This is a genomic window from Candidatus Palauibacter sp. (assembly GCF_965213655.1).
Taxonomy (GTDB): Bacteria; Gemmatimonadota; Gemmatimonadetes; order Palauibacterales; family Palauibacteraceae; genus Palauibacter.
In genome coordinates, this window is the sequence record NZ_CBDBZT010000001.1 from 39,670 (window position 1) to 58,917 (window position 19,248).

Annotated in this window: 15 protein-coding genes, 1 tRNA gene and 1 pseudogene; 5 read left to right on the forward strand and 12 right to left on the reverse strand. The window is 68.1% G+C overall.

Features of this window, described 5'->3' with window-relative positions:
• Window positions 1-18: 18 nt before the first annotated feature.
• The 9 genes and pseudogenes from ACOOGH_RS00220 to dnaK all read right to left on the reverse strand — a co-directional run bounded on the left by ACOOGH_RS00220 (window position 19) and on the right by dnaK (window position 9,834).
• Entirely contained in the window at window positions 19-1,215 is a 1,197-nt protein-coding gene (locus tag ACOOGH_RS00220; RefSeq protein WP_420447002.1) for a DUF1214 domain-containing protein, read from the reverse strand.
• A complete protein-coding gene (locus ACOOGH_RS00225) occupies window positions 1,212-2,027 on the reverse strand; it encodes an SDR family NAD(P)-dependent oxidoreductase (RefSeq protein ID WP_420447003.1) in 816 nt (271 codons plus the stop codon). The genes ACOOGH_RS00220 and ACOOGH_RS00225 overlap by 4 nt, the downstream gene beginning before the upstream one ends.
• A 6-nt stretch (window positions 2,028-2,033) precedes the next feature.
• Window positions 2,034-2,603, reverse strand: a pseudogene (gene yihA, locus ACOOGH_RS00230) (ribosome biogenesis GTP-binding protein YihA/YsxC); the annotation flags it as partial.
• A gap of 34 nt (window positions 2,604-2,637) precedes the next feature.
• Window positions 2,638-3,885, reverse strand: coding sequence for an ATP-dependent Clp protease ATP-binding subunit ClpX (gene clpX / locus ACOOGH_RS00235; protein WP_420447004.1), 1,248 nt, complete (start codon window positions 3,883-3,885; stop codon window positions 2,638-2,640).
• 36 nt (window positions 3,886-3,921) lie between these two features.
• Window positions 3,922-4,557, reverse strand: coding sequence for an ATP-dependent Clp protease proteolytic subunit (locus ACOOGH_RS00240; RefSeq protein WP_420447005.1), 636 nt, complete (start codon window positions 4,555-4,557; stop codon window positions 3,922-3,924).
• 30 nt (window positions 4,558-4,587) lie between these two features.
• Window positions 4,588-5,859 carry a trigger factor gene (tig, locus tag ACOOGH_RS00245; protein WP_420447006.1) on the reverse strand — a complete coding sequence of 424 codons (1,272 nt, stop codon included), beginning with the start codon at window positions 5,857-5,859 and terminating at the stop codon, window positions 4,588-4,590.
• Between the two features lie 74 nt (window positions 5,860-5,933).
• Window positions 5,934-6,016, reverse strand: a tRNA-Leu gene (locus tag ACOOGH_RS00250).
• A gap of 99 nt (window positions 6,017-6,115) precedes the next feature.
• Complete coding sequence (locus ACOOGH_RS00255) at window positions 6,116-7,723, reverse strand: S1C family serine protease (RefSeq protein ID WP_420447007.1); 1,608 nt, start codon at window positions 7,721-7,723, stop codon at window positions 6,116-6,118.
• A gap of 164 nt (window positions 7,724-7,887) precedes the next feature.
• Window positions 7,888-9,834, reverse strand: a complete 1,947-nt coding sequence (dnaK, locus tag ACOOGH_RS00260) for a molecular chaperone DnaK (protein WP_420447008.1) — start codon at window positions 9,832-9,834, stop codon at window positions 7,888-7,890.
• A gap of 310 nt (window positions 9,835-10,144) precedes the next feature.
• Here dnaK and ACOOGH_RS00265 point away from each other — a divergent pair, with 310 nt between their 5' ends.
• On the forward strand, window positions 10,145-11,563 hold the full coding sequence (locus tag ACOOGH_RS00265) for a NupC/NupG family nucleoside CNT transporter (protein ID WP_420447009.1): 1,419 nt from the start codon (window positions 10,145-10,147) through the stop codon (window positions 11,561-11,563).
• Window positions 11,560-12,405 (forward strand): purine-nucleoside phosphorylase, encoded by an 846-nt coding sequence (locus tag ACOOGH_RS00270; protein ID WP_420447010.1) that lies wholly within the window; start codon window positions 11,560-11,562, stop codon window positions 12,403-12,405. The genes ACOOGH_RS00265 and ACOOGH_RS00270 overlap by 4 nt, the downstream gene beginning before the upstream one ends.
• Window positions 12,406-12,407: 2 nt before the next feature.
• On the opposite strand, the gene ACOOGH_RS00275 is transcribed toward ACOOGH_RS00270, so the two are convergent.
• The gene (locus ACOOGH_RS00275; RefSeq protein WP_420447011.1) at window positions 12,408-12,746 is read right to left on the reverse strand and encodes a hypothetical protein; all 339 of its coding nucleotides are present in this window, start codon (window positions 12,744-12,746) and stop codon (window positions 12,408-12,410) included.
• 227 nt (window positions 12,747-12,973) lie between these two features.
• On the opposite strand from ACOOGH_RS00275, the gene ACOOGH_RS00280 reads away from it, so the two are divergent.
• Window positions 12,974-14,140 (forward strand): hypothetical protein, encoded by a 1,167-nt coding sequence (locus tag ACOOGH_RS00280; protein WP_420447012.1) that lies wholly within the window; start codon window positions 12,974-12,976, stop codon window positions 14,138-14,140.
• A 230-nt stretch (window positions 14,141-14,370) separates the two neighbouring features.
• The gene (locus tag ACOOGH_RS00285) at window positions 14,371-15,516 is read left to right on the forward strand and encodes a hypothetical protein (RefSeq protein WP_420447013.1); all 1,146 of its coding nucleotides are present in this window, start codon (window positions 14,371-14,373) and stop codon (window positions 15,514-15,516) included.
• A 24-nt stretch (window positions 15,517-15,540) separates the two neighbouring features.
• On the opposite strand, the gene katG is transcribed toward ACOOGH_RS00285, so the two are convergent.
• Both katG and ACOOGH_RS00295 read right to left on the reverse strand, forming a co-directional pair.
• A complete protein-coding gene (katG, locus tag ACOOGH_RS00290; protein ID WP_420447014.1) occupies window positions 15,541-17,667 on the reverse strand; it encodes a catalase/peroxidase HPI in 2,127 nt (708 codons plus the stop codon).
• A 125-nt stretch (window positions 17,668-17,792) separates the two neighbouring features.
• Complete coding sequence (locus ACOOGH_RS00295; RefSeq protein ID WP_420447015.1) at window positions 17,793-18,086, reverse strand: HigA family addiction module antitoxin; 294 nt, start codon at window positions 18,084-18,086, stop codon at window positions 17,793-17,795.
• A gap of 192 nt (window positions 18,087-18,278) precedes the next feature.
• Between ACOOGH_RS00295 and deoC the strand changes: the two genes are divergently transcribed.
• Complete coding sequence (gene deoC, locus ACOOGH_RS00300) at window positions 18,279-19,229, forward strand: deoxyribose-phosphate aldolase (RefSeq protein WP_420447140.1); 951 nt, start codon at window positions 18,279-18,281, stop codon at window positions 19,227-19,229.
• Window positions 19,230-19,248: the final 19 nt, after the last annotated feature.

Consider the following 19,248-nt stretch of genomic DNA (forward strand, 5'->3'; position numbering starts at 1 on the left):
GGCTGTCGTCCGCCCCGCCTATGACCCGCCCGGCGTGCGCAACTCGGAGAGCTTCACGAGCCGGGTGCGCGGCTGCGGATGCTCCGCCGCCCTGATCCACCGAAAGCACATCGTCCCCGACGTATGGCCTGCGGTCTCGAGCCAGTTCGGGAGCCCGGGATCCTCGTGGGCCACCACGAGGCGCACGGAACCGTCCTCCTCATGGTGCGCGAGGTGCTTGTTCGTGTGGATGGTGTGATATCGGTAGTCCAGCGACTCCATCCAGTAGTTGTTCAGCTGGAAGTTCCAGTGCTCGCACTCGGGCGGCATCGCCTCGATGAGGAGCGCTTCGTCCTCGGCCACGGACCAGTGACTGTGGTAGTAGACGATGTTCGGGTCGCCCCCCGCCTGAAGCGACACATCCGGATCGAACATGGGCAGCGTGTTCGAGTGTTTCCGGAAGCCGCGCGCCCAGTTCGCGAACAACATCGCCGCGCCGGCGACCAGCGTGCCGGCGGACTTCAGCCCCTCATCGATCTCCTCCGGCGTGAGCGGACCGGGTTGCTTCTCGTCGTCCGTGCACCCGATGCGTTCGATGTGAAGTTCGGCCGGCACCTCGGTCTCGCGGTCGAGGAAGGTCTGGCGCACGATCAGCGTGCGGCTCTCCGCCGTCATCGGCAGCCAGTTCCCCTCGTGGCGCCGGCTGCTGACGATGAGTTCGAAGGTCCCGTCCTCGCCGATCTCCAGTCCGCTCGCCTCGACGTAACCGGTGGGGGGCAGGCCGCCGCTCTGCCCGTAGTGCCCGGCCTGCGTGCCGAAGCCGAGGTAGGTCACGGTGTTGCGGCGCCCGGAGATCCGGTACTCGAAGTCGCCGTGAATCGCGGCCGTCTGGTAGTAGTTGTCGGGGTTGTCGCTCCCGAGCTTCACCGTCTCGTGGGCCACCCGGTGCAGCACGGGCGCCCGCGGGTCGGCGTGTTCCACGAAGGCCATGAGCCCCGCGCGGGTCAGGCGGCTGAGATACCGGTATCCCTCGGCCTGATTGAAGGGGTCGCGGGGGGTGCCGGGGAAGGTCAGCGCGGCCCCGGCCGCCTTCAGCGTGTCGCAGAATTCGTCCCACGTCCGCCCGCTGACCACGCGCTGCGCGGCGGTGTCCGCCGGCGTTCGGCCCCGCAGCCTGTGCGCCGCGAGCGAGAGGCGCCGGAAGAGCCCGAGCAGTCCGATGACGAGCCTCCTCATCGCGTCTCCTCTCCACCCGCGCCCGGGGCCTCAATGTGCATGGTGTTCCTGGCGATGAGTCGGATCGCCGTCTGGCGGGGCAGGAGGCGTCCCATGAGCTGGGCGGACAGCCGATTGATGAGTCCCGGCACGATGCGCGGACCCCTGCCGAGTCCATCGAGCGTCCGGCGCGCCGCCTCGTTGGGAGACAGCATGCCGGGCACGTCGCGGTTGAAGGACCGCACGTAGCCGGGCGTGCGCATCGCTCCGGCCAGGCACGCGGCGACCTCGACGCCGTGCGCCCGCAACTCCCACCAGAGCCCCTCGGCAAGGACGACGTTGAACGCCTTGCTCGCGGCGTAGACGGAGACGTGAGGCGTGCCCACCAGCCCCGACAGCGATGAAACCAGCACGACGGCCCCCCTTCCGCGCTCGCACATGCCGGGGACGAGCGCCCGCAGCAGCCGGAGGGGCCCGCGAACGTTGAGATCCACGACCCCGTCGACCGCATCATCCTCCGCCTCGAGGAACGGGCCCAGCGGGATGTGCGCCGCATTGTAGATGAGGACTCCGAGATCCAGTTCGGCGACGGCTTCCGCAAGCGCCCCGGCGGAAGCGGGCTCGGCAAGATCCAGCGCGAGACAACGCACTTCGACCGCGTACTCCGAGCTGAGCCTCTCCGCGAGTGCCGTCAGGAGGTGGCCACGGCGGGCGATGAGCACGAGGTGCATGCCCCGCTCGGCAAGCTGTGCGGCGAATGCGGCGCCGAACCCCTCCGACGCGCCCGCCACCACGGCCCATTTCCCGTAGCGGTCCGGAAAGGAACGGGGCACGAGCGGCTAGCCGGTCTCCGCCTCGGCGATGAGGGCGATGATGCTCTCTCGCAGCGTGTCGACGCCGGCGCCGGTGTGCGCGGACGTCTCGACCAGTTGGTCCGCATCGAGTTCGAGCGCCTCGCGCAGCTGCTTCGTCGCCCGCTGGCGCCCCGACCGGTTCAGCTTGTCCGCCTTGGTGAGCGCGAAAAGCGTCGGCGTCCCCGTCGCCCCCAGGAACTCGATCATCCGCTCGTCGTCTTCGGTCAGTCCGCGCCGCGCGTCCACGAGCAGCACGAGGCCGAGCAGCTTCGGCGTCCGGCGCAGGTACGCGTCGATCAACCGTCCCCACTTCTTCCGCACCGTCTTCGGCGCCTTCGCGAAACCGTAGCCCGGCAGATCGACGAGCATGTAGCGGTCGTCGACGAGGAAGAAGTTGATCTCGCGGGTGCGTCCCGGCTGCTTCGAGGTGCGCGCGAGGCTCTTGCGCCCCACGAGACGGTTGAGCAGCGACGACTTCCCGACGTTCGAGCGCCCGGCGATCGCGACCTGGTGAAGGTCGTGTGGCGGCTTCTGTCCGGCCGTGCCGATGGCGCCGACGAACTCGGCCGTTCTGACCGGAGTAGTGACCTTACGCCTCCCGGCGCTTGGCCCCGGGCTCGAGGATGAGGAGCGGCTGGTTGTTCTCCTCGACGGTCTCCCGCGTGACGACGACCTCGCGGATGTCCATGCGTCCCGGCAGGTCGAACATCACGTCGAGCATGATGGACTCCATCACGGCTCTCAGTCCGCGCGCGCCCGTCCCCCGGTCGATCGTCTTGCGCGCGATCGCGCGCAGCGCCTCCGGGTCGAGCGTGAGCCCCACGCCTTCGAGTTCGAACATCTTCGTGTACTGCTTGAGCAGCGCGTTCTTGGGCCGCTGCAGGATCTCCACGAGCGCGTCCTCGTCGAGCTCGTGCAGCGCCACGAGCACCGGCAGCCGCCCGACGAGTTCGGGGATGAGCCCGTAGCGGAGCATGTCCTCGGGCTCGACACAGGCGAGGAGGTTCTCCTCGTCGGTCGCCGCCGCGGTGCCCGCGATGAGGTCATCCCGGAACCCGATCTGCCGCCGTCCCTGCCGCTCCTGGATGATTTCCTCGAGTCCGTCGAAGGCGCCGCCGCAGATGAAGAGGATGTTCCGCGTGTCGATCTGGATGTATTCCTGCTGCGGATGCTTGCGTCCGCCCTGCGGGGGCACGGAGGCCACCGTCCCCTCGAGGATCTTGAGCAGCGCCTGCTGGACGCCCTCGCCGGAGACGTCCCGCGTGATCGACGGGTTGTCCGATTTGCGCGCGATCTTGTCGATCTCGTCGATGTAGACGATGCCGCGCTCGCACTCGGCCACGTTGTACTCGCCCGCCTGCAGGAGCCGGACGAGGATGTTCTCGACATCCTCCCCCACATATCCGGCCTCGGTGAGCGTCGTCGCGTCCGCGATCGTGAACGGGACCTGGAGAATGCGCGCCAGCGTCTGCGCGAGCAGCGTCTTGCCCACCCCTGTGGGACCGAGCAGCAGGATGTTCGACTTCTCGATCTCGACGTCGTCGACGAGGCTGCGGTGGTTGATCCGCTTGTAGTGATTGTAGACGGCGACCGAAAGCGTCTTCTTCGCCATCTCCTGCCCGATCACGTATTCGTCGAGCGTTTCCTTGATCTCCGACGGCGTCGGGATCTCCGTGAAGCGCCCACCCTGTTCTCGTTCCTCTTCCTCGGCGAGGATCTCGTTACAGAGCGCGATGCACTCGTTGCAGATGTAGACGTTGGGGCCGGAGATGAACTTCTGGACGGCGTCCTTGGACTTGCCGCAGAAGGAGCAGCGCAGGTGCTTGTCGCTCGGCATGGTCGCCTCCCCTCGGTCCCTCGGGTTGCCCCGGCTCTACTTCGCTACGGCGGGGCCGGGCCGTCCGTTCTTCGCGTCGACCTCCGCTTCGCGCGTGACCACGAGGTCGATGAGCCCGTAGTCCTGCGCCTCCTCGGGGGACATGAAGCGGTCGCGGTCGACATCCTCGGCGATCCGCTCGAGATCCTGCCCGGTGTGTTCCGCGAGAATCCGGTTCAGCCGCTCCCGGGCGTTGAGGATTTCCTTCGCCTGAATCTCGATGTCCGCCGCCGTCCCGTAGGAACCGCCCGAAGGCTGATGGATCATGATCCGCGCGTTCGGCAGCGAGCGCCGCCTGCCGGGCGTGCCGGCCGCGAGCAGGAACGCTCCCATCGACGCGGCCATCCCCATGCACATCGTCGCCACCGGAGCGTTCAGGAACTGCATCGTGTCGTAGATCGCGAGTCCCGCCTGGACGCTGCCGCCCGGCGAGTTGATGTAGATGTGGATTTCCCGCTCCGGGTTGTCCGCCTCAAGGAAGAGCAACTGGGCGATCACGACGTTCGCCACATCGTCGTTGATCGGAGCCCCGAGAAAGACGATCCGGTCCATGAGGAGGCGCGAGAAGATGTCGTACGTGCGCTCCCCGCGGCTCGACCGTTCGATGACGTACGGTGCGAATATCGTGCTCAAGTCAGTTCCTCACCTGGTTTGCGAAGCCCATCAGCTCACGTCCGAGCCATCGATCAGAAACCGGAACGCCTTGTCGATCGCGAGACGGCGGCGCAGGGGGTCGAGCTGCTTCTCCTTCGCGAGCTCGCGGCGTACCTCCACCAGACTCTTGCCCCTCGCCTTCCCCAACTCCGCCAGGCGCTCGTCGAACTCCTCGCTCGACAGATCGAGGTCCTGGTCCTCGATGAGTCGCTCGAGCACCAGGTCCCGCTTGATCTGACGCTCCACCGCCGGAGCTACCGACTTGCGGGCCTCTTCAACCTGCTCGGGATCGGCTCCCTCGGGAGCGTCGATCACTCGATCAAGATAACGCGACGTGAGACTCGGCGGCACCTCGAAGGCGTTCGCCTCGATGACGGCGTCGACGAGTTGCTCGCCCAGTTCCTCGTCGGCCTGACGCACTCCGCGGGCGCGGAGTTCCTGCTCGACGGCTTCCCGGAACGCCTCCAGCGTCTCGAAGTCTCCCATCTCGCTCGCGAACTCGTCCGTCAGCTCCGGCAGTTCGTGGGCCCGGACGTCGTCCAGGCGGATCAGCAGGGAGCGGGTGGTTCCGGCGAGCGCCTCCGCCCCGAAGTCCTCCGGGTACGAGACCATGAACGTCCCCTCCTCGCCGGGTGCCAGCGTGAGGATCGCCTCCTCGACATCCGGAATGGCGTAGCCCGCGCCCAACTCGAATCGGTACGGCTTTTCCTCCGCTCCGTCGCCTCCCGCCTCCTCCCGGATGGCCACGGACACGACATCGCCGTGCTGCGGCGCCCGGTCCACGGGCTGGAGCACGGCGTTTTCCTTGCGGATGTTCTCGATGACCTCGTCGATATCCGCATCCTCGACGGCCACCTCGCGCCGCTTTACCCGGAACCCCCCGGTGCGCGCAAGCTCGATCGCCGGCATCACCTCCACGTCGATGCGGAACGTGAGCCGCTCCCCCGGTTGGTAATCCAGTTCGCTCACGACGGGCTCGCCGATCGTGGATAGGTCGTGCCGCTGCACGGCGTCCCGGAACGCCCGGTTGACGAGTGCATCGACGGTCCGTTCGTCGATGACGGGCCCGTAGCGTTCCTCGACGATCCGCACCGGAACCTTCCCCTTTCGAAACCCCTTGATGCGGGTCTTCTTTCGGAGCTTGGCGGCTTCCCGGCGACGGGTTGCCGCCACTTGGGCGGGGTCCACCGTTACGTCGAGACGGCGCAGGTAATCGTTCTCCTGCCTGATCTCGACGTCGAACGGATCCGTCGCGGCGGCTTGCGGCTTGGCTGCGCTCAAGGTCGGTATGGCTCCCGCTCGTGTCCCCGGACGGGCGAACGGTTCAGTGTGTGCACACGGTGTACGGCACGAAGTGCGAAAGGGGGGACTCGAACCCCCACGGCCAAGGGCCACCAGCTCCTAAAGCTGGCGCGTCTGCCAATTCCGCCACTTTCGCGCGACGCCGCGCAGTCCGGCGCGGCCCCGGATCGGGCGGGAATCTCGGGACCGGCTGGGGCGGGGGCAAGCAAGCGCCCGCCCCAGCACGACCCGCGGATCAGCGTTCGGGGATCACGACGCTCCGGAACGCGTTCCGCCGGCTCCCGTCCAGAAGCAGGACATTGAGCTGCAGGCTCAGAGCATCGCCGGGCTCCAGTCCGGAGATGATTCGGTCGTAGTCGGCCCGCCCCTGGATCGCCTCCCCGTTGATGTCGAGGATGAGCGTGCCTTCGGGAAGTAGCCGCCCCACCGCGCCCCTCGGATCTCGATCGACGATGGCGACGCCCGCGAACCCGGGATCGATCCTGTACCGGTCACGCTCCTGCGTTTCCAGTTCCGCGCCATCCTTGACCTCGAGGCCAAGGATGTCGCCCGTCGCTTCGGGCGGCTCGGGACGCGCCGCGATCTGGGGAGGCGAGTCGTCCTCCGCCGAGATGAGGCGCACACGCGCGCGGTCGCGCTCCAGCGTGGAGCGTCGGACGACATCGAGTGTCACCGTCTCCCCCGGCTCGAAGGCGCGGATCCGCCGCTGTAGCTCCGACACGCCGGAGACGGGTTGTCCCGCCACGCCGACGATGACATCCCCGCCATCGAGTCCGGCGAGCCTGGCGGGACTGTCGTCGGAGGAGAAGGTCTGGATCTTCGCCCCCGCGACCCGCTCCAGACCGTAGAAGGCGGCGTCGGCGGCGTCGACATCGGTAATCGAGACGCCGATGAGCGCCCGCCGGACCTCCCCGAATTCGATCAGGTCGTCGACGACCTCGCGCGCGAGTTCGATGGGCACCGCGAAGCCGTATCCCTGGTAGGTCCCCGTCTCCGAGAGGATCGCCGTATTGATTCCGATCACCTCACCGGCGGCATTCACCAGAGGACCGCCCGAGTTGCCCCGGTTGATCACCGCGTCCGTCTGGATGAAGTCCTCGATCGCGAGACGATTGCGATCCCGGAGGATGGAGATGTTGCGGCCCTTGGCGGAGACGATTCCCGCGGTGACGGACGATAGCAGCGGTCCCGACGCCGCGCGGAAGCCGGGGCTTCCGATGGCGAGCACCCACTCGCCGACCGCAGTCTCGTCACTGGAGCCGATCGGAAGGACGGCGCTGTCGTCCATCTCGAGGCGAAGCAGCGCCACGTCGGTCTGCGGATCTCGCCCCACGAGTTCCACGTCCTCGAAGACCCGTCCATCGTGGAGTTCGATGTCGATGCGCTCGGCGCCCGCGACCACATGGTTGTTCGTCACCACGTAGCCGGCCTCCGACACGATGAAGCCGGAGCCGCTCCACTCGACGGTCCGTGGCCGTCGCTCCTCGTCCGGCTCCTGTCCGGAATCGGGCGGCCACGGGAAGCCCGGCGGCGGTTGGAACCCCGGCGGCGGTTCGAAGCCCGGCGGGAACGGCGAGGCGCTCGAAAAGGAGGTCTCCCGCTCGGCCGTCAGGTAGATCGTCACGACGGCGGGCGCCACGCGCTGCGCCACATCGGCGAAGCCGCTCTCCATGCTCATGGCGCCGCCCGCGGGGGCGCCGATCACCCACCCCGGGTCCCGGTTGCCCTCCGCCGCGATGGACAGCGGCGTCAGATCCAGCACGGAGGCCAGCCCCACTCCAAACGCGAACGCGATCGCCGTCGCGATCAGCAGATTCAGTCGAGTGCGCAGCGAGTTGCTCATCCCTCTATCTCCCTCTCCCGGCCGTGGACCTCACCGGCCGCACAATATATCGAATCGAACTTAGCGTCTCCCTCCGCCGGGCACATAGGATGAGCGGGGCGCGACCCGGGGTTGCCCGTGGACCGGGCTCCCGGGTCGCGCGGTGCCGGCTTTCGGCCGCGAGGCTACTTCTCGTCGGACTCCTCGACGATCTCGTAATCCGCCTCGACGACTTCCTCCTCGCCGGCGTCGTCCGCTTCCATCTCGACTTCGGCCTCGCCTTCGTCTGCGCCCGGCATGTCGCCCGGCGAACCGTCCGCTCCCATCCCGGCCGCCGCGTACATCTTCTGCGCGGCCGCTCCCACCGCTTCCTGGATCGCGGTCGCGGCCGCGGCCACCTCCTCGGTGTCGTCCTGCTTGAGCGCGGCCCGGCCCCGCTCAAGCGTCTCCTCGATCGTGGACCGGTCCGCTTCGTCGAGCGACTCCTTCCAGTCCTCGAGGTTCTTCTCCGTCTGGTACACGAGCGAATCGAGCCGGTTGCGGGCCTCGACGGTCTCGCGCCGCTCCTGGTCCTCTGCCGCGTGCGACTCCGCGTCCCTCACCATGCTGTCGATCTCGGCGTCGGAGAGCCCGGAGGAGGCCTCGATGCGGATCTTCTGCTCCTTGCCGGTCGCCTTGTCCTTGGCGCTCACGTGCAGGATGCCGTTCGCGTCGATGTCGAAGGTGACCTCGACCTGGGGCACACCGCGGGGGGCGGGCGGGATGCCCGTGAGCTGGAAGCGGCCGATCGTCTTGTTGCCGCTCGCCATCTTCCGCTCGCCCTGGAGCACATGGATGTCGACCGTGTTCTGGTTGTCCTCGGCGGTTGAGAAGATCTCCGACTTCTTGGTCGGGATCGTCGTGTTGCGCTCGATGAGAGAGGTCATGACGCCGCCGAGCGTCTCGATCCCCAGCGAGAGCGGGGTCACGTCGAGGAGGAGGACGTCCTTCACGTCGCCTCCCAGCACGCCGCCCTGGATCGCGGCGCCGATGCCGACGACCTCGTCCGGGTTCACGCCCTTGTGCGGATCCTGCCCGAAGAAATCCTTCACGACCTCCTGGATCTTGGGGATCCGGGTCGAGCCGCCGACCAGGATGACCTCGTCGATCTCGTCGACCGATAGACCGGCGTCGGCCAGCGCCTTCTCCATGGGAGGAATCGTGCGCTGGATCAGATCGTCCACCAGCTGCTCGAACTTCGCCCGCGTGAGGGAAAGGTTGAGATGCTTGGGTCCCGAAGCATCGGCCGTAATGAAGGGGAGGTTGATGTCGGTCTGCATCGTCGAGCTGAGCTCGATCTTCGCCTTCTCCGCCGCCTCCTTGAGACGCTGCAGCGCCATCGGGTCGGCCGAGAGATCGATCCCCTGGTCCCTCTTGAACTCGTCCACGAGCCAGTTGATGAGGCGCTGGTCGAAGTCGTCGCCGCCGAGGTGCGTGTCGCCGTTGGTGGCCTTCACCTCGAATACGCCGTCCCCGAGTTCGAGCACGGAGATGTCATAGGTGCCGCCCCCGAGGTCGAACACCGCGATCTTCTCGTCCGACTTCTTGTCGAGGCCGTAGGCGAGCGCCGCGGCCGTCGGCTCGTTGATGATCCGGCGCACTTTGAGGCCGGCCACGCGGCCCGCGTCCTTCGTCGCCTGGCGCTGGGCGTCGTTGAAGTAGGCCGGGACCGTGATCACGGCCTCGGTCACTTCCTGCCCCAGGTAGTCCTCGGCCGTCTGCTTCATCTTCTGCAGCACCATGGCCGAGAGTTCGGGCGGCGTGAAGGTCTTGTCCGCGTGCTGGATCCTGACCTGGACGCGGTCCTGGTTGTCGCCCTGGATGTCGTAGGTGACGAGCTTCATCTCCTCGCCCACCTCGGACCGCTTGCGGCCCATGAAGCGCTTGATCGAGGCGACGGTGTTGATGGGGTTCGTGACGGCCTGCCGCTTTGCGACCTGCCCCACGAGCCGCTCCCCTTCCTTCGTGAAGGCGACCACCGAGGGCGTGGTGCGCGCGCCCTCCGCGCTCGGGATGACGACAGGGTCTCCACCTTCCATTACGGCGACGACCGAGTTCGTCGTCCCGAGATCGATTCCGATGATCTTGCCCATTCGATTGTCCTTGCCTTGTGCTTGTGTGCTGTTTCCGCTGGTTCCGTCCCAGGCCCGAATCGCGCGGACCGGCGCCTCGCTCTGCCGGCGCGCGTCCGCATGGGGAGAAACACGTTGCAATCGCCGTGCCGCGTCGTGGCCCGCCCCGACGCCGTCTTTTCCGACAAAATGGCACTCGGCGGAGCGGTCGGCCGGCGTGGGGTGCCAAAGTGGCATGGAAGTCGGTGCGGCGTGGCGCGGAAGACGGGACCGGATATGTTCTTGGGTCTTCCCACGGGTTACTACCCCGAACCCCAGCCGGAGTGCGCCGATGTCCCAGCGTCGCGACCCACCCCGCTCCGCAATGGCCGCAGCGGCCGCAACGGCGACGCTCCTTGTCCTGCTGGCCGCCGACGTGGCGCCGCTGGCGGCACAGGGACTCGAGGGGGTGGGCGGCGCGATCGACGAACCGTTCTTCTCCCGCCTGGCGCGGGGCTTGCTCGGGGTCGCCTTCCTGCTCACGACCGTGTGGCTCTGCTCGGCTCACCGGAAGTCGATCTCGTGGCCGCTCGTCGCGAAGGGACTCGGGCTTCAGATCGCCTTCGCCCTCCTCGTCCTCAAGACCGGGGTCGGCCGCGGCTTCTTCGACGCGGTGAACGACGTGTTCGTCGCGCTCATCGGATACACGAACGAGGGATCGCGCTTCGTGTTCGGGTCGCTCGTGGACTACGGGATTCCGGTCGAGGGGGGCGCCGGCGGTATGGTGAACCTCGGGGCGACCTTCGCCTTCAGCGTCCTGCCCACGATCATCTTCTTCTCCTCTCTCATGGCCCTCGCCTACCACCTGAAGATCATGCAGCACGTCGTGCGCGGTGTCGCTTGGGCGATGCAGCGCACCCTCGGCACGAGCGGCGCGGAGACGACCTCGGCGGCCGGCAACATCTTCGTCGGCCAGACGGAGGCGCCGCTCCTCATCCGGCCCTTCGTGGACCGAATGACGATGTCCGAACTGAACACGGTGATGACGGGCGGCTTCGCGACCGTGGCGGGCGGGGCCATGGCCGCGTACGTGGCGATCCTCGTGGGCGTGTTTCCGGGGATCTCGGGGCACCTGCTGGCGGCGAGCATCATGGCGGCTCCGGCGGGGATCGTGGTCAGCAAGATGCTGATGCCCGAGACGGAGGAACCCGAGACCCGCGGCACGCTGGACATCGACCCGCCGCAGGCGCACGCGAACGTGATCGACGCGGCGGCCGGGGGGGCCGGCGACGGACTGAAGCTCGCCCTCAACGTGGGGGCGATGCTCCTCGCCTTCCTCGCCATCATCGCTCTGGGCAACGGCATCCTCGGCTGGGTGCTGGGGCTGTTCGGCGTGGAGGGGATCACGCTCGAGCGGATCTTCGGCTGGGCCTTCGCCCCGGTGGCTTGGCTCATCGGCGTGCCGTGGGCCGACGCAGTCGACGTCGGGACGCTCTTCGGCGTGAAGATGGTCGCGAACGAGTTCCTCGCCTTCACGAACCTCGGGGCCGGCCTCGCCGGTGACCTCCAGCTCTCGAACAAGTCGCTCATCATATGCACGTACGCGCTGACGGGCTTCGCGAACTTCAGCTCGATCGCGATCCAGATCGGGGGCATCGGGGGCATCGCGCCGGGCCGCCGCGCCGACCTCTCGAAGCTCGGCCTGCGGGCGATGCTCGGGGGCACGGTCGCGACGTGGCTGACGGCGACGCTGGCCGGAGTCCTGGCATGACTCGCGCCGCCGACATCCAGGCCGGTGTCGAAGCGGCGTCCAGCGCGCTCCGAACCCGCATCGGGGAGCGGCTGGACGGGGCTACCCCCCGTGTCGCGATCACGATGGGTTCGGGCCTCGGCGGGCTCGGGGAGGAGATCGAGGATCCGATCCGAGTGCCCTACGAGGACCTTCCGGGCTGGCCGCGTCCCACGGTGATCGGGCACGCCGGGCACGCGTTGATCGGGACGCTCGGCGGCCGCCCCGTGCTGGGTCTGAGCGGCCGCGTCCACCTCTACGAGGGCGGCCCGCCGGACCGCGTCGTCCTCTACGTGCGGGTCGCGGCGGCGCTGGGGATCCCGGTTCTCTTCCTCTCGAACGCGGCCGGGGCGATCCGCGACGGCTGGCATCCGGGCGAACTGATGTTGATCTCGGACCACCTGAACCTGACCGGTACGAGCCCGCTCTTCGGCCCCGTCGTGGGGGCGGAGAGCCGATTCCCCGACCTGACCTTCGCCTACGACCGGGGCTTACGGGCGGTCGTTCGTGGGACCGCGGCCGAGTTGGGCCACACGCTGCACGAGGGCGTCTATGCCGCGATGCACGGACCCGCCTTCGAGACCCCCGCCGAAATCCGCATGCTGCGGAGGCTGGGCGCCGACGCCGTCGGCATGTCCACGGTGCCCGAGGTGATCGCGGCCCGCGCGCTCGGGATCCGGTGTGTCGGCGTCTCCTGCCTTACGAACTACGCGGCCGGCGTCCTCGATGAACCGCTGAACCACGAGGAAGTGCTCGAGACGACGAAGCTCGCCCAGGCCGGCTTCCAGCGCCTCGTCGCCGAGTCGATCGCACGGTTCCCGTAGCGTCACCAGTACCTGTCGTCGCCGAAGGCATGGCCCTCCAACCGGGCCACCGACGTGCTCGTCTTCGCCACTTCGCCCCGGAGCGCACCGATCTCGCTCCCGAGCTTGTCGCGCACGTCCCTGATCTCGACCCGTAGTTCACCGATCTCGTTCCCGAGCTTGGCGCGTACATCCTTGATCTCGCCCCGGAGCTCGTCGCGGGTGTCCCTGATCTCGCCCCGGAGCTCGTAGCGCATCTTGCCGACCCGGCCGCCGAGCTTGCGGTTGCCCACTTCCAGCTTCACGCCGACGCCGATGATGGCCAGGACCACCGTGATGAGTCCGATCACATCAAACCCCATTGCCCGGAATCTCCCGCTGAAAGGTTCACCACGACGCACTGCCGAGCGGCCGTCCGCATGTGGCAAACCTCCAGATGCCCATCAATGTGGTGTCAACCGGGCACCGGCCTCAAGCCGGATCGGGGTGTCGGCGCCCTCCGTTTCCCGCCCTGGCGTATCGCAAGGCTCAGCTTTCAGGAGGAGAATCCCGGTTGACCGGGAGCCCGTCGGCCGGTCAGTGTAAGCACATGAACCTGCGATCCTGGACCGCGATGTCGCTGCTGGCCGCGGTCATCGCCGGTTGTGATCGGCCCGGATCCACCGCGTGTGAAGTCACGAACCCCAGCGGTACGGCTGTAGCGAACTCGGGCGTCGGGAGCTGGCCCACGGAGCTTTCCTGGCGTGAGGTGTGGCGTGTCGGGGGTTCCGAGGAAACGGAAGAACTGATCTTTCCGGCTGACGTCGCCGTAAGTCCCGACGGATCGGTGGCCATCGCGGACTGGGGCCTGGCCGAAGTCGTCCTGCTCGACCCCGATGGAGAGTGGCTGGGGCCGGTCATGACACGCGGTGAAGGCCCTGGTGAGGTCCAGGCACCCGCAGCGGTGACCTGGGAAGATGCCAACACTCTCCTCGGTCTCGACTTCGGGACCTTCCGGCTGACGGCACTGGACCTCGCTTCTCGCTCAGCCACCGTCACGGCGGTCGATCCGGCGTTCCTGTCACCGGTATTCGCATCCGGCGAGGTCACGTTCGTGGCGCTACAGCCGGATCACACGGTGTGGCTGGAGTTCCCCGGCCCCATCGAGGATGGTTGGGAGGAGCGATCCTTCGTCCGCTGGTCTCCCGACGCGGCCGCGCACGACACCGTAACGCGATCCCGCGTGCGGATGTCCTCGGGAGTGGCCCTCTCCGCGTGGCCACGCTCGCTGCTCGGCGTCGGGGCGGAGACCTGGGTCGTCTCCGACCCCGACGGGCGTTACGAACTGGAGGTCTTCTACCGGGACGGCACGAGTCTTGTGCGGTTCTGCCATCCCGGGGAACCGCTCCCGCTCTCACCCGCCGAGCGCGGGGAGGAGATGGATGAAGAGATGCCCGAAGCGTTTCGGGCCACGCTCAGCGAAGCCCTCGCCGACGCCGGCGAGCCCCCGCTACCGGCGACGACCTCCCGAATCGTCGTCGATGCGGACGGACGCATCTGGGTTCAGCGAGACCGCCCGACCCCCGGCACAGGCAACCGGCACGGGGTATCGGGGGCGAGGCACGACGTGTTCCTCCCGTCCGGACGATTCCTCGGCTCGATCCGCCTTCCGCAGGATCACCGACTTCTGGAAGCGCGAGGGCCCCGGGTATGGGCGCTCCACACCGGCAGCTTCGGCGAATCCTCCATCGTGGCACTCGAGATCGAGGGATTCTGACTATGCGAGGACTCTTGCACTGGCGGCGACCAGGCGAGAAGCCCTTGCGTGGCAGGGTTCCAGCCCCTTTCGGGTGTGGCGAATCCTCGCGAACCGCGACTGGGCGCCCCTGGAGTTCGAGCGGCTGTCGGCCGACTGGTTCGGTGGGAATATCGCCGACGCTTTGCGTGCGAGTCCGGCCATCTGGGGTTAGAAGGACCTCTTGGTACGTATTCGGTAGCAGCTTTCCGGTGCTGTGCACGCTCGCCTGCGCCGCCCCGGCGCCGGAGCGGGCGCCGGGGCAGGTGCCGGAGTGGACCCTGCGCCGGAGCGTTACGATCGGGCAGCCCGACCATCCGGTCTATGGGTTGTCGGATGTGGGCGACGTGCTGGCCGCCGGGGATCTGGTTTACATCTTGATGCGGCAGGAGCGCACAATCCGGGTGTTTACCCAGGGCGGAGAGTTCGTCCGTGACCTGGGAAGAGGAGGAGAGGGCCCGGGCGAGTTGGCGTCCCCGGCAATGATGGGATGGCGTGGGCCGGAGACGATCTGGGTATCCGACGTGCGGCTACGACACCGATTCACGTTCCTTGATGTTGCGACCGGCGACGCCGAAACGGTTTCGTTCCGGGTGGACGCGACGGCCTATCGCGAAGGCGGAATGACTGGACTCGCCGGCATGGGCGTACGTTTCCTGGCGGCCCCCCGCAGGTCTTCCGCAGTCTCGGTGGCAGGAACGGTCAGGGAACCGATCGTCGTCGCCGATGCCGCCGGGGCCGTTCGGGACACGCTGGCCTTGCGTCGGATCGACGGCGACGACTTCGCAGTGATCACCGCCGGGATTCGGTCCGATGGTCGAGCGTACCGAAGCCACCCGCTACCGGCGAGCGACATGCTCGGACTCGCCCCCGACGGATCGGGCGCCGTGATCGTCGACCGGAGGAGCTGGACAGGCTCGGGCTCTGCGGAGTTCGGGGTTACGAGGGTCGATTCATGGGGCGACACGCTGTTCCATCGCCGTTTCGCCTACGAGCCCCTCCCCGTACCGGCCGGGTATTTCGACCGGGAGATCGAGCAGGAGCTGGAAGATCCCAGCGGCTTCATCGTCGACCGGCGAGAATACGCGGAGGCCCTGCGCGCGTTCTACGAGCGCCGCCGGTATTTTCCGCCGGTGACGAGTGTTTTGCTCGCGGCGAACCACGCCACGTGGCTGGCCGGGCCGGAGGAAGGCGGCGAGCGGGGTTGGCTCGTCCTGGACCCCTCTGGATCCACGACCGGATCATTCCGGCTTCCCGCCGACTCATACATCCGATTCGCGACTGCAACGGAGTGCTGGGTCGACGAACTGGACGACTTCGACATCCCCTACCTGGTGCGCTACGACATCGTGCCGTAGCGCACCACGCCGGCTGCCGCACCGTCAGGTCAGATCATATCGGTCGAGGTTCATCACCTTGTTCCAGGCGGCGACGAAGTCGCGCACGAACGCCGCCTGCCCGTCGCCGCACGCGTACACCTCCGCGAGGGCCCGGAGTTCGGAGTTGGAGCCGAACACTAGGTCCACCTCGGTGGCCGTCCACCTGAGGTCGCCGCCGGCCGCGTTCCGGCCCTCGAAGGCGCCATCGGAGGACGCCCGCCACTCGGTGCTCATGTCGAGCAGGTTCACGAAGAAGTCGTTCGTCAGCGCGCCCGGCCGGTCCGTGAACACGCCGTGCGCCGATTGCCCGGTGTTCGCATCGAGGACGCGCATCCCGCCGACCAGCGCCGTCATCTCGGGCGCGGTCAGTGTGAGCAGGCAGGCCCGCTCCACGAGCTGCTCTGCCGCAGACGCTCCGTTTCCATCCTTCACGTAGTTGCGGAAGCCATCCGCGGCGGGTTCGAGGACGGCGAACGACTCCGCGTCCGTCCACTCCTCCGAGGCGTCCGTGCGCCCCGGCGAGAAGGGGACCTGCACGTCGTGCCCGGCAGCGCGCGCGGCCTGCTCGACGCCCGCGCACCCGGCGAGGACGATGAGGTCGGCGAGGGAGACGCGCTTTCCGCCGCTCTGCGCGTCGTTGAACTCGACCTGGATCCCTTCCAGCGTTTGCAGCGCAGTCGCCAACTCGGCCGGGTCGTTCGCTTCCCAGTCCTTCTGCGGTGAGAGGCGGACGCGGGCGCCGTTCGCGCCCCCGCGCTTGTCGGTGCCGCGGAAGGAGGCCGCCGAGGCCCAGGCGGTTGAGACCAGCCGGGACACGGACAGGCCCGAGGCGAGAACCAGGGCTTTGAGGTCCGCGATGTCCTGTTCCTCGATCAACTCGTGGTCGACGTCGGGCACCGGGTCCTGCCACAGCTGCGGCTCCGCGGGGACCAGCGGTCCGAGGTACCGGCTGCGCGGCCCCATGTCGCGGTGGAGCAGCTTGAACCACGCCTTGGCGAAGGCGTCCTCGAGGTCCGCCGGGTTCTCGAGGAAGCGCTTCGAGATCGGCGCGTAGGCCGGGTCCTCGCGCAGAGAGAGGTCTGTCGTGAGCATCATGGGGGCGTGCTTCTTCGCGGGATCGCGCGCATCCGGCACGGTGGCCACCTCGGATGCGTTGACCGGCGTGTACTGCGACTTGCCGGCGGGACTCTTCGTCAGCTTCCACTCGTGCTCGTGCAGGTGCTCCATGAAGTTGTTGTCCCACCGGGTGGGTTCGGTGGTCCAGGCGCCCTCAAGACCGCTCGTGATCGTGTCGCCGGCCTTGCCGCTGCCGTGGCTGCTCTGCCAGCCGAAGCCCTGCTCCTCGAGGCCGGCGCCCTCCGGTTCGGGACCGACGTGGGCTTCGGGGCCGGCGCCGTGCGCCTTGCCGAAGGTGTGGCCGCCGGCGATGAGCGCGACCGTCTCCTCGTCGTTCATCGCCATGCGGGCGAAGGTGGTGCGGATGAACTTCGCGGCGGCTGCGGGATCCGGCTTGCCGCCCGGCCCCTCCGGGTTCACGTAGATCAGGCCCATGTGGTCGGCCCCGAGCCCTTCCTGTAGTTCTCCTTCCTCGTCGTGGCGGTCATCTCCGAGCCACTCGGTCTCGGACCCCCAGTCCGTCTCGTCGGCCTCCCACACGTCCGGGCGGCCGAAGCCGAACCCGAACGTCCTGAACCCCATCGACTCCAGGGCGCAGTTGCCGGCGAAGATGATGAGGTCGGCCCACGAGAGGTTGCGGCCGTACTTCTGCTTGATCGGCCACAGCAGGCGACGCGCCTTGTCGAGGTTCCCGTTGTCGGGCCAACTGTTGAGCGGCGCGAAGCGCTGGTCGCCCGAGCCGCCGCCGCCGCGGCCATCGGTGATGCGGTAGGTGCCCGCGGCGTGCCACGTCATGCGGATGAAGAGCGGACCGTAGTGGCCGTAGTCCGCCGGCCACCAGTCCTGCGAGGTGGTCATCACCTCCTCGACATCCCGCCTCAGTTCCTCGACGTCGACGTTGGCGAACGCCTCGGCGTAGTTGAAGTCCCCGCCCATTGGGTCCGATGCGGGGGAGTTCCGGCGCAGAGCCTTCAGGCTCAGCTGATTCGGCCACCAGGTCTCGTTCTTGGTCATGGGATCTCTCAGTCGAATGATCGGGCGGTCCTCCAGCCCTTGGCTCTGGACCGGTACATTGACGAACTACCCCGGAGTGTCACCGGGGTGCTGCGGCGGCAGCTTCGGCCCGCAGAGGCCGCTCGTCAAGGAGCCGACGGCGCCTCGTAGCGTTCGACCTCGATCTGATCCTCCCGCGCCCGCGCCCGGGCCACGTCGAACGCCGCCTGCAGTCGGATCCACGTTCCGGTCGTGGAGCCGAAGGCCTTCGCGAGCCGCACCGCCATGTCGGTCGAGATGCGCGCGTGGCCGTTCACGAGGTTCGAGAGCGCCTGCCGACTCACGCCGAGCACTCGCGCGCCTTCCGTCACGTTGAGACCGAGGGGTTCGAGGCAGGATACGCGAACCACCTTGCCGGGGTGCGGCGGGCTCTTCATCATCGGCGGCAGTGTAAAGTGTCTAGCGACACTAGGCAATGTGCCCAAGTCTGCCGGAGGCGTTCGCTCGCCAGTGTGAGGAGAGTGCGCGATATTCCTGCCATGGCCAAGGCACCGGAACCGAGCGTCTCCCCCAATCCCGCAACGTCGTCCGGGCCTCCTGCCCGCATCGTGGGGGGGGCCGGTATCGTCCCGATGCGGGCGCGCAACGCGGGGGCCCCGCTCGACTTGGATCTGATCCGGGCTCAGGCGGCGAACCGCAGCGCGATCGAGCGCCGGGCCGCCACGCTGGGCAAGCGCCGCAGCATCAAGAAGGAGTGGCAGGCCGCCTGGCTCCTCCGCGCCGTGACGATGATCGACCTCACGACGCTCGCCGGAGACGACACGCCGGGGCGGGTGGCCCGCCTCGCGGCCAAGGCCCGCCAGCCCGTGCGTCCCGACCTCCTGCGCGCGCTCGGGGCGGAGGATCTCGGCCTGTGCGTGGCCTCCATCTGCGTGTATCCGACGATGGTCCCGGCCGTCCGGGAGGCGCTCACGGGCGACGACATCCCGGTGTGCGCGGTCGCCGCCGGCTTCCCCGCCGGGCTCACGCCGTTCAAGCAGCGGGTCGAGGAGATCCACGAGGCGGTCGAGGCCGGGGCCCGCGAGATCGACATCGTCATCACCCGCCGCCACGCGCTCACGGGCGACTGGGAGGCGCTGTACGACGAGGTCCGGGCCTTCCGCGAGGCGTGCGGCGAGGCGCACCTGAAGACGATCATGGCCACCGGTGAACTCGGGAGCCTGCGCAACGTCGCCCGCGCGAGCTGGACCTGCATGATGGCCGGGGCCGACTTCATCAAGACTTCGACCGGCAAGGAGAAGGTCAACGCGACACTGCCGGTCGGACTCGTGATGGCGCGCGCGATCCGGGCCTACCGGCAGCTCTCCGGCTTCCATGTGGGGATGAAGCCGGCCGGCGGGGTGGGGAAGTCGAAGCAGGCGCTCGAATGGCTGATTCTCGTGAAAGAAGAACTGGGTGGGGCATGGCTCGACCGGTCGCTGTTCCGCTTCGGCGCGAGTTCGCTGCTTGCGGACATCGAGCGCCAGCTGGAGCACCACGTGACCGGTCGCTACTCCGCGTACCACCGGCACCCGTTGGGTTGAGAGCGGTGGTGAGGGTCGA

What these genes read in the sequence shown, in the direction of transcription:
- dnaK (WP_420447008.1), bottom strand. Translation starts at nt 9,834, where the DNA reads ATGGGCAAGATCATCGGAATCGATCTCGGGACGACGAACTCGGTCGTC.
- ACOOGH_RS00280 (WP_420447012.1), top strand. Translation starts at nt 12,974, where the DNA reads ATGAACCTGCGATCCTGGACCGCGATGTCGCTGCTGGCCGCGGTCATC.
- ACOOGH_RS00220 (WP_420447002.1), bottom strand. Translation starts at nt 1,215, where the DNA reads ATGAGGAGGCTCGTCATCGGACTGCTCGGGCTCTTCCGGCGCCTCTCG.
- ACOOGH_RS00295 (WP_420447015.1), bottom strand. Translation starts at nt 18,086, where the DNA reads ATGATGAAGAGCCCGCCGCACCCCGGCAAGGTGGTTCGCGTATCCTGC.
- ACOOGH_RS00275 (WP_420447011.1), bottom strand. Translation starts at nt 12,746, where the DNA reads ATGGGGTTTGATGTGATCGGACTCATCACGGTGGTCCTGGCCATCATC.
- clpX (WP_420447004.1), bottom strand. Translation starts at nt 3,885, where the DNA reads ATGCCGAGCGACAAGCACCTGCGCTGCTCCTTCTGCGGCAAGTCCAAG.
- ACOOGH_RS00255 (WP_420447007.1), bottom strand. Translation starts at nt 7,723, where the DNA reads ATGAGCAACTCGCTGCGCACTCGACTGAATCTGCTGATCGCGACGGCG.
- katG (WP_420447014.1), bottom strand. Translation starts at nt 17,667, where the DNA reads ATGACCAAGAACGAGACCTGGTGGCCGAATCAGCTGAGCCTGAAGGCT.
- deoC (WP_420447140.1), top strand. Translation starts at nt 18,279, where the DNA reads ATGCGGGCGCGCAACGCGGGGGCCCCGCTCGACTTGGATCTGATCCGG.
- ACOOGH_RS00270 (WP_420447010.1), top strand. Translation starts at nt 11,560, where the DNA reads ATGACTCGCGCCGCCGACATCCAGGCCGGTGTCGAAGCGGCGTCCAGC.
- ACOOGH_RS00265 (WP_420447009.1), top strand. Translation starts at nt 10,145, where the DNA reads ATGTCCCAGCGTCGCGACCCACCCCGCTCCGCAATGGCCGCAGCGGCC.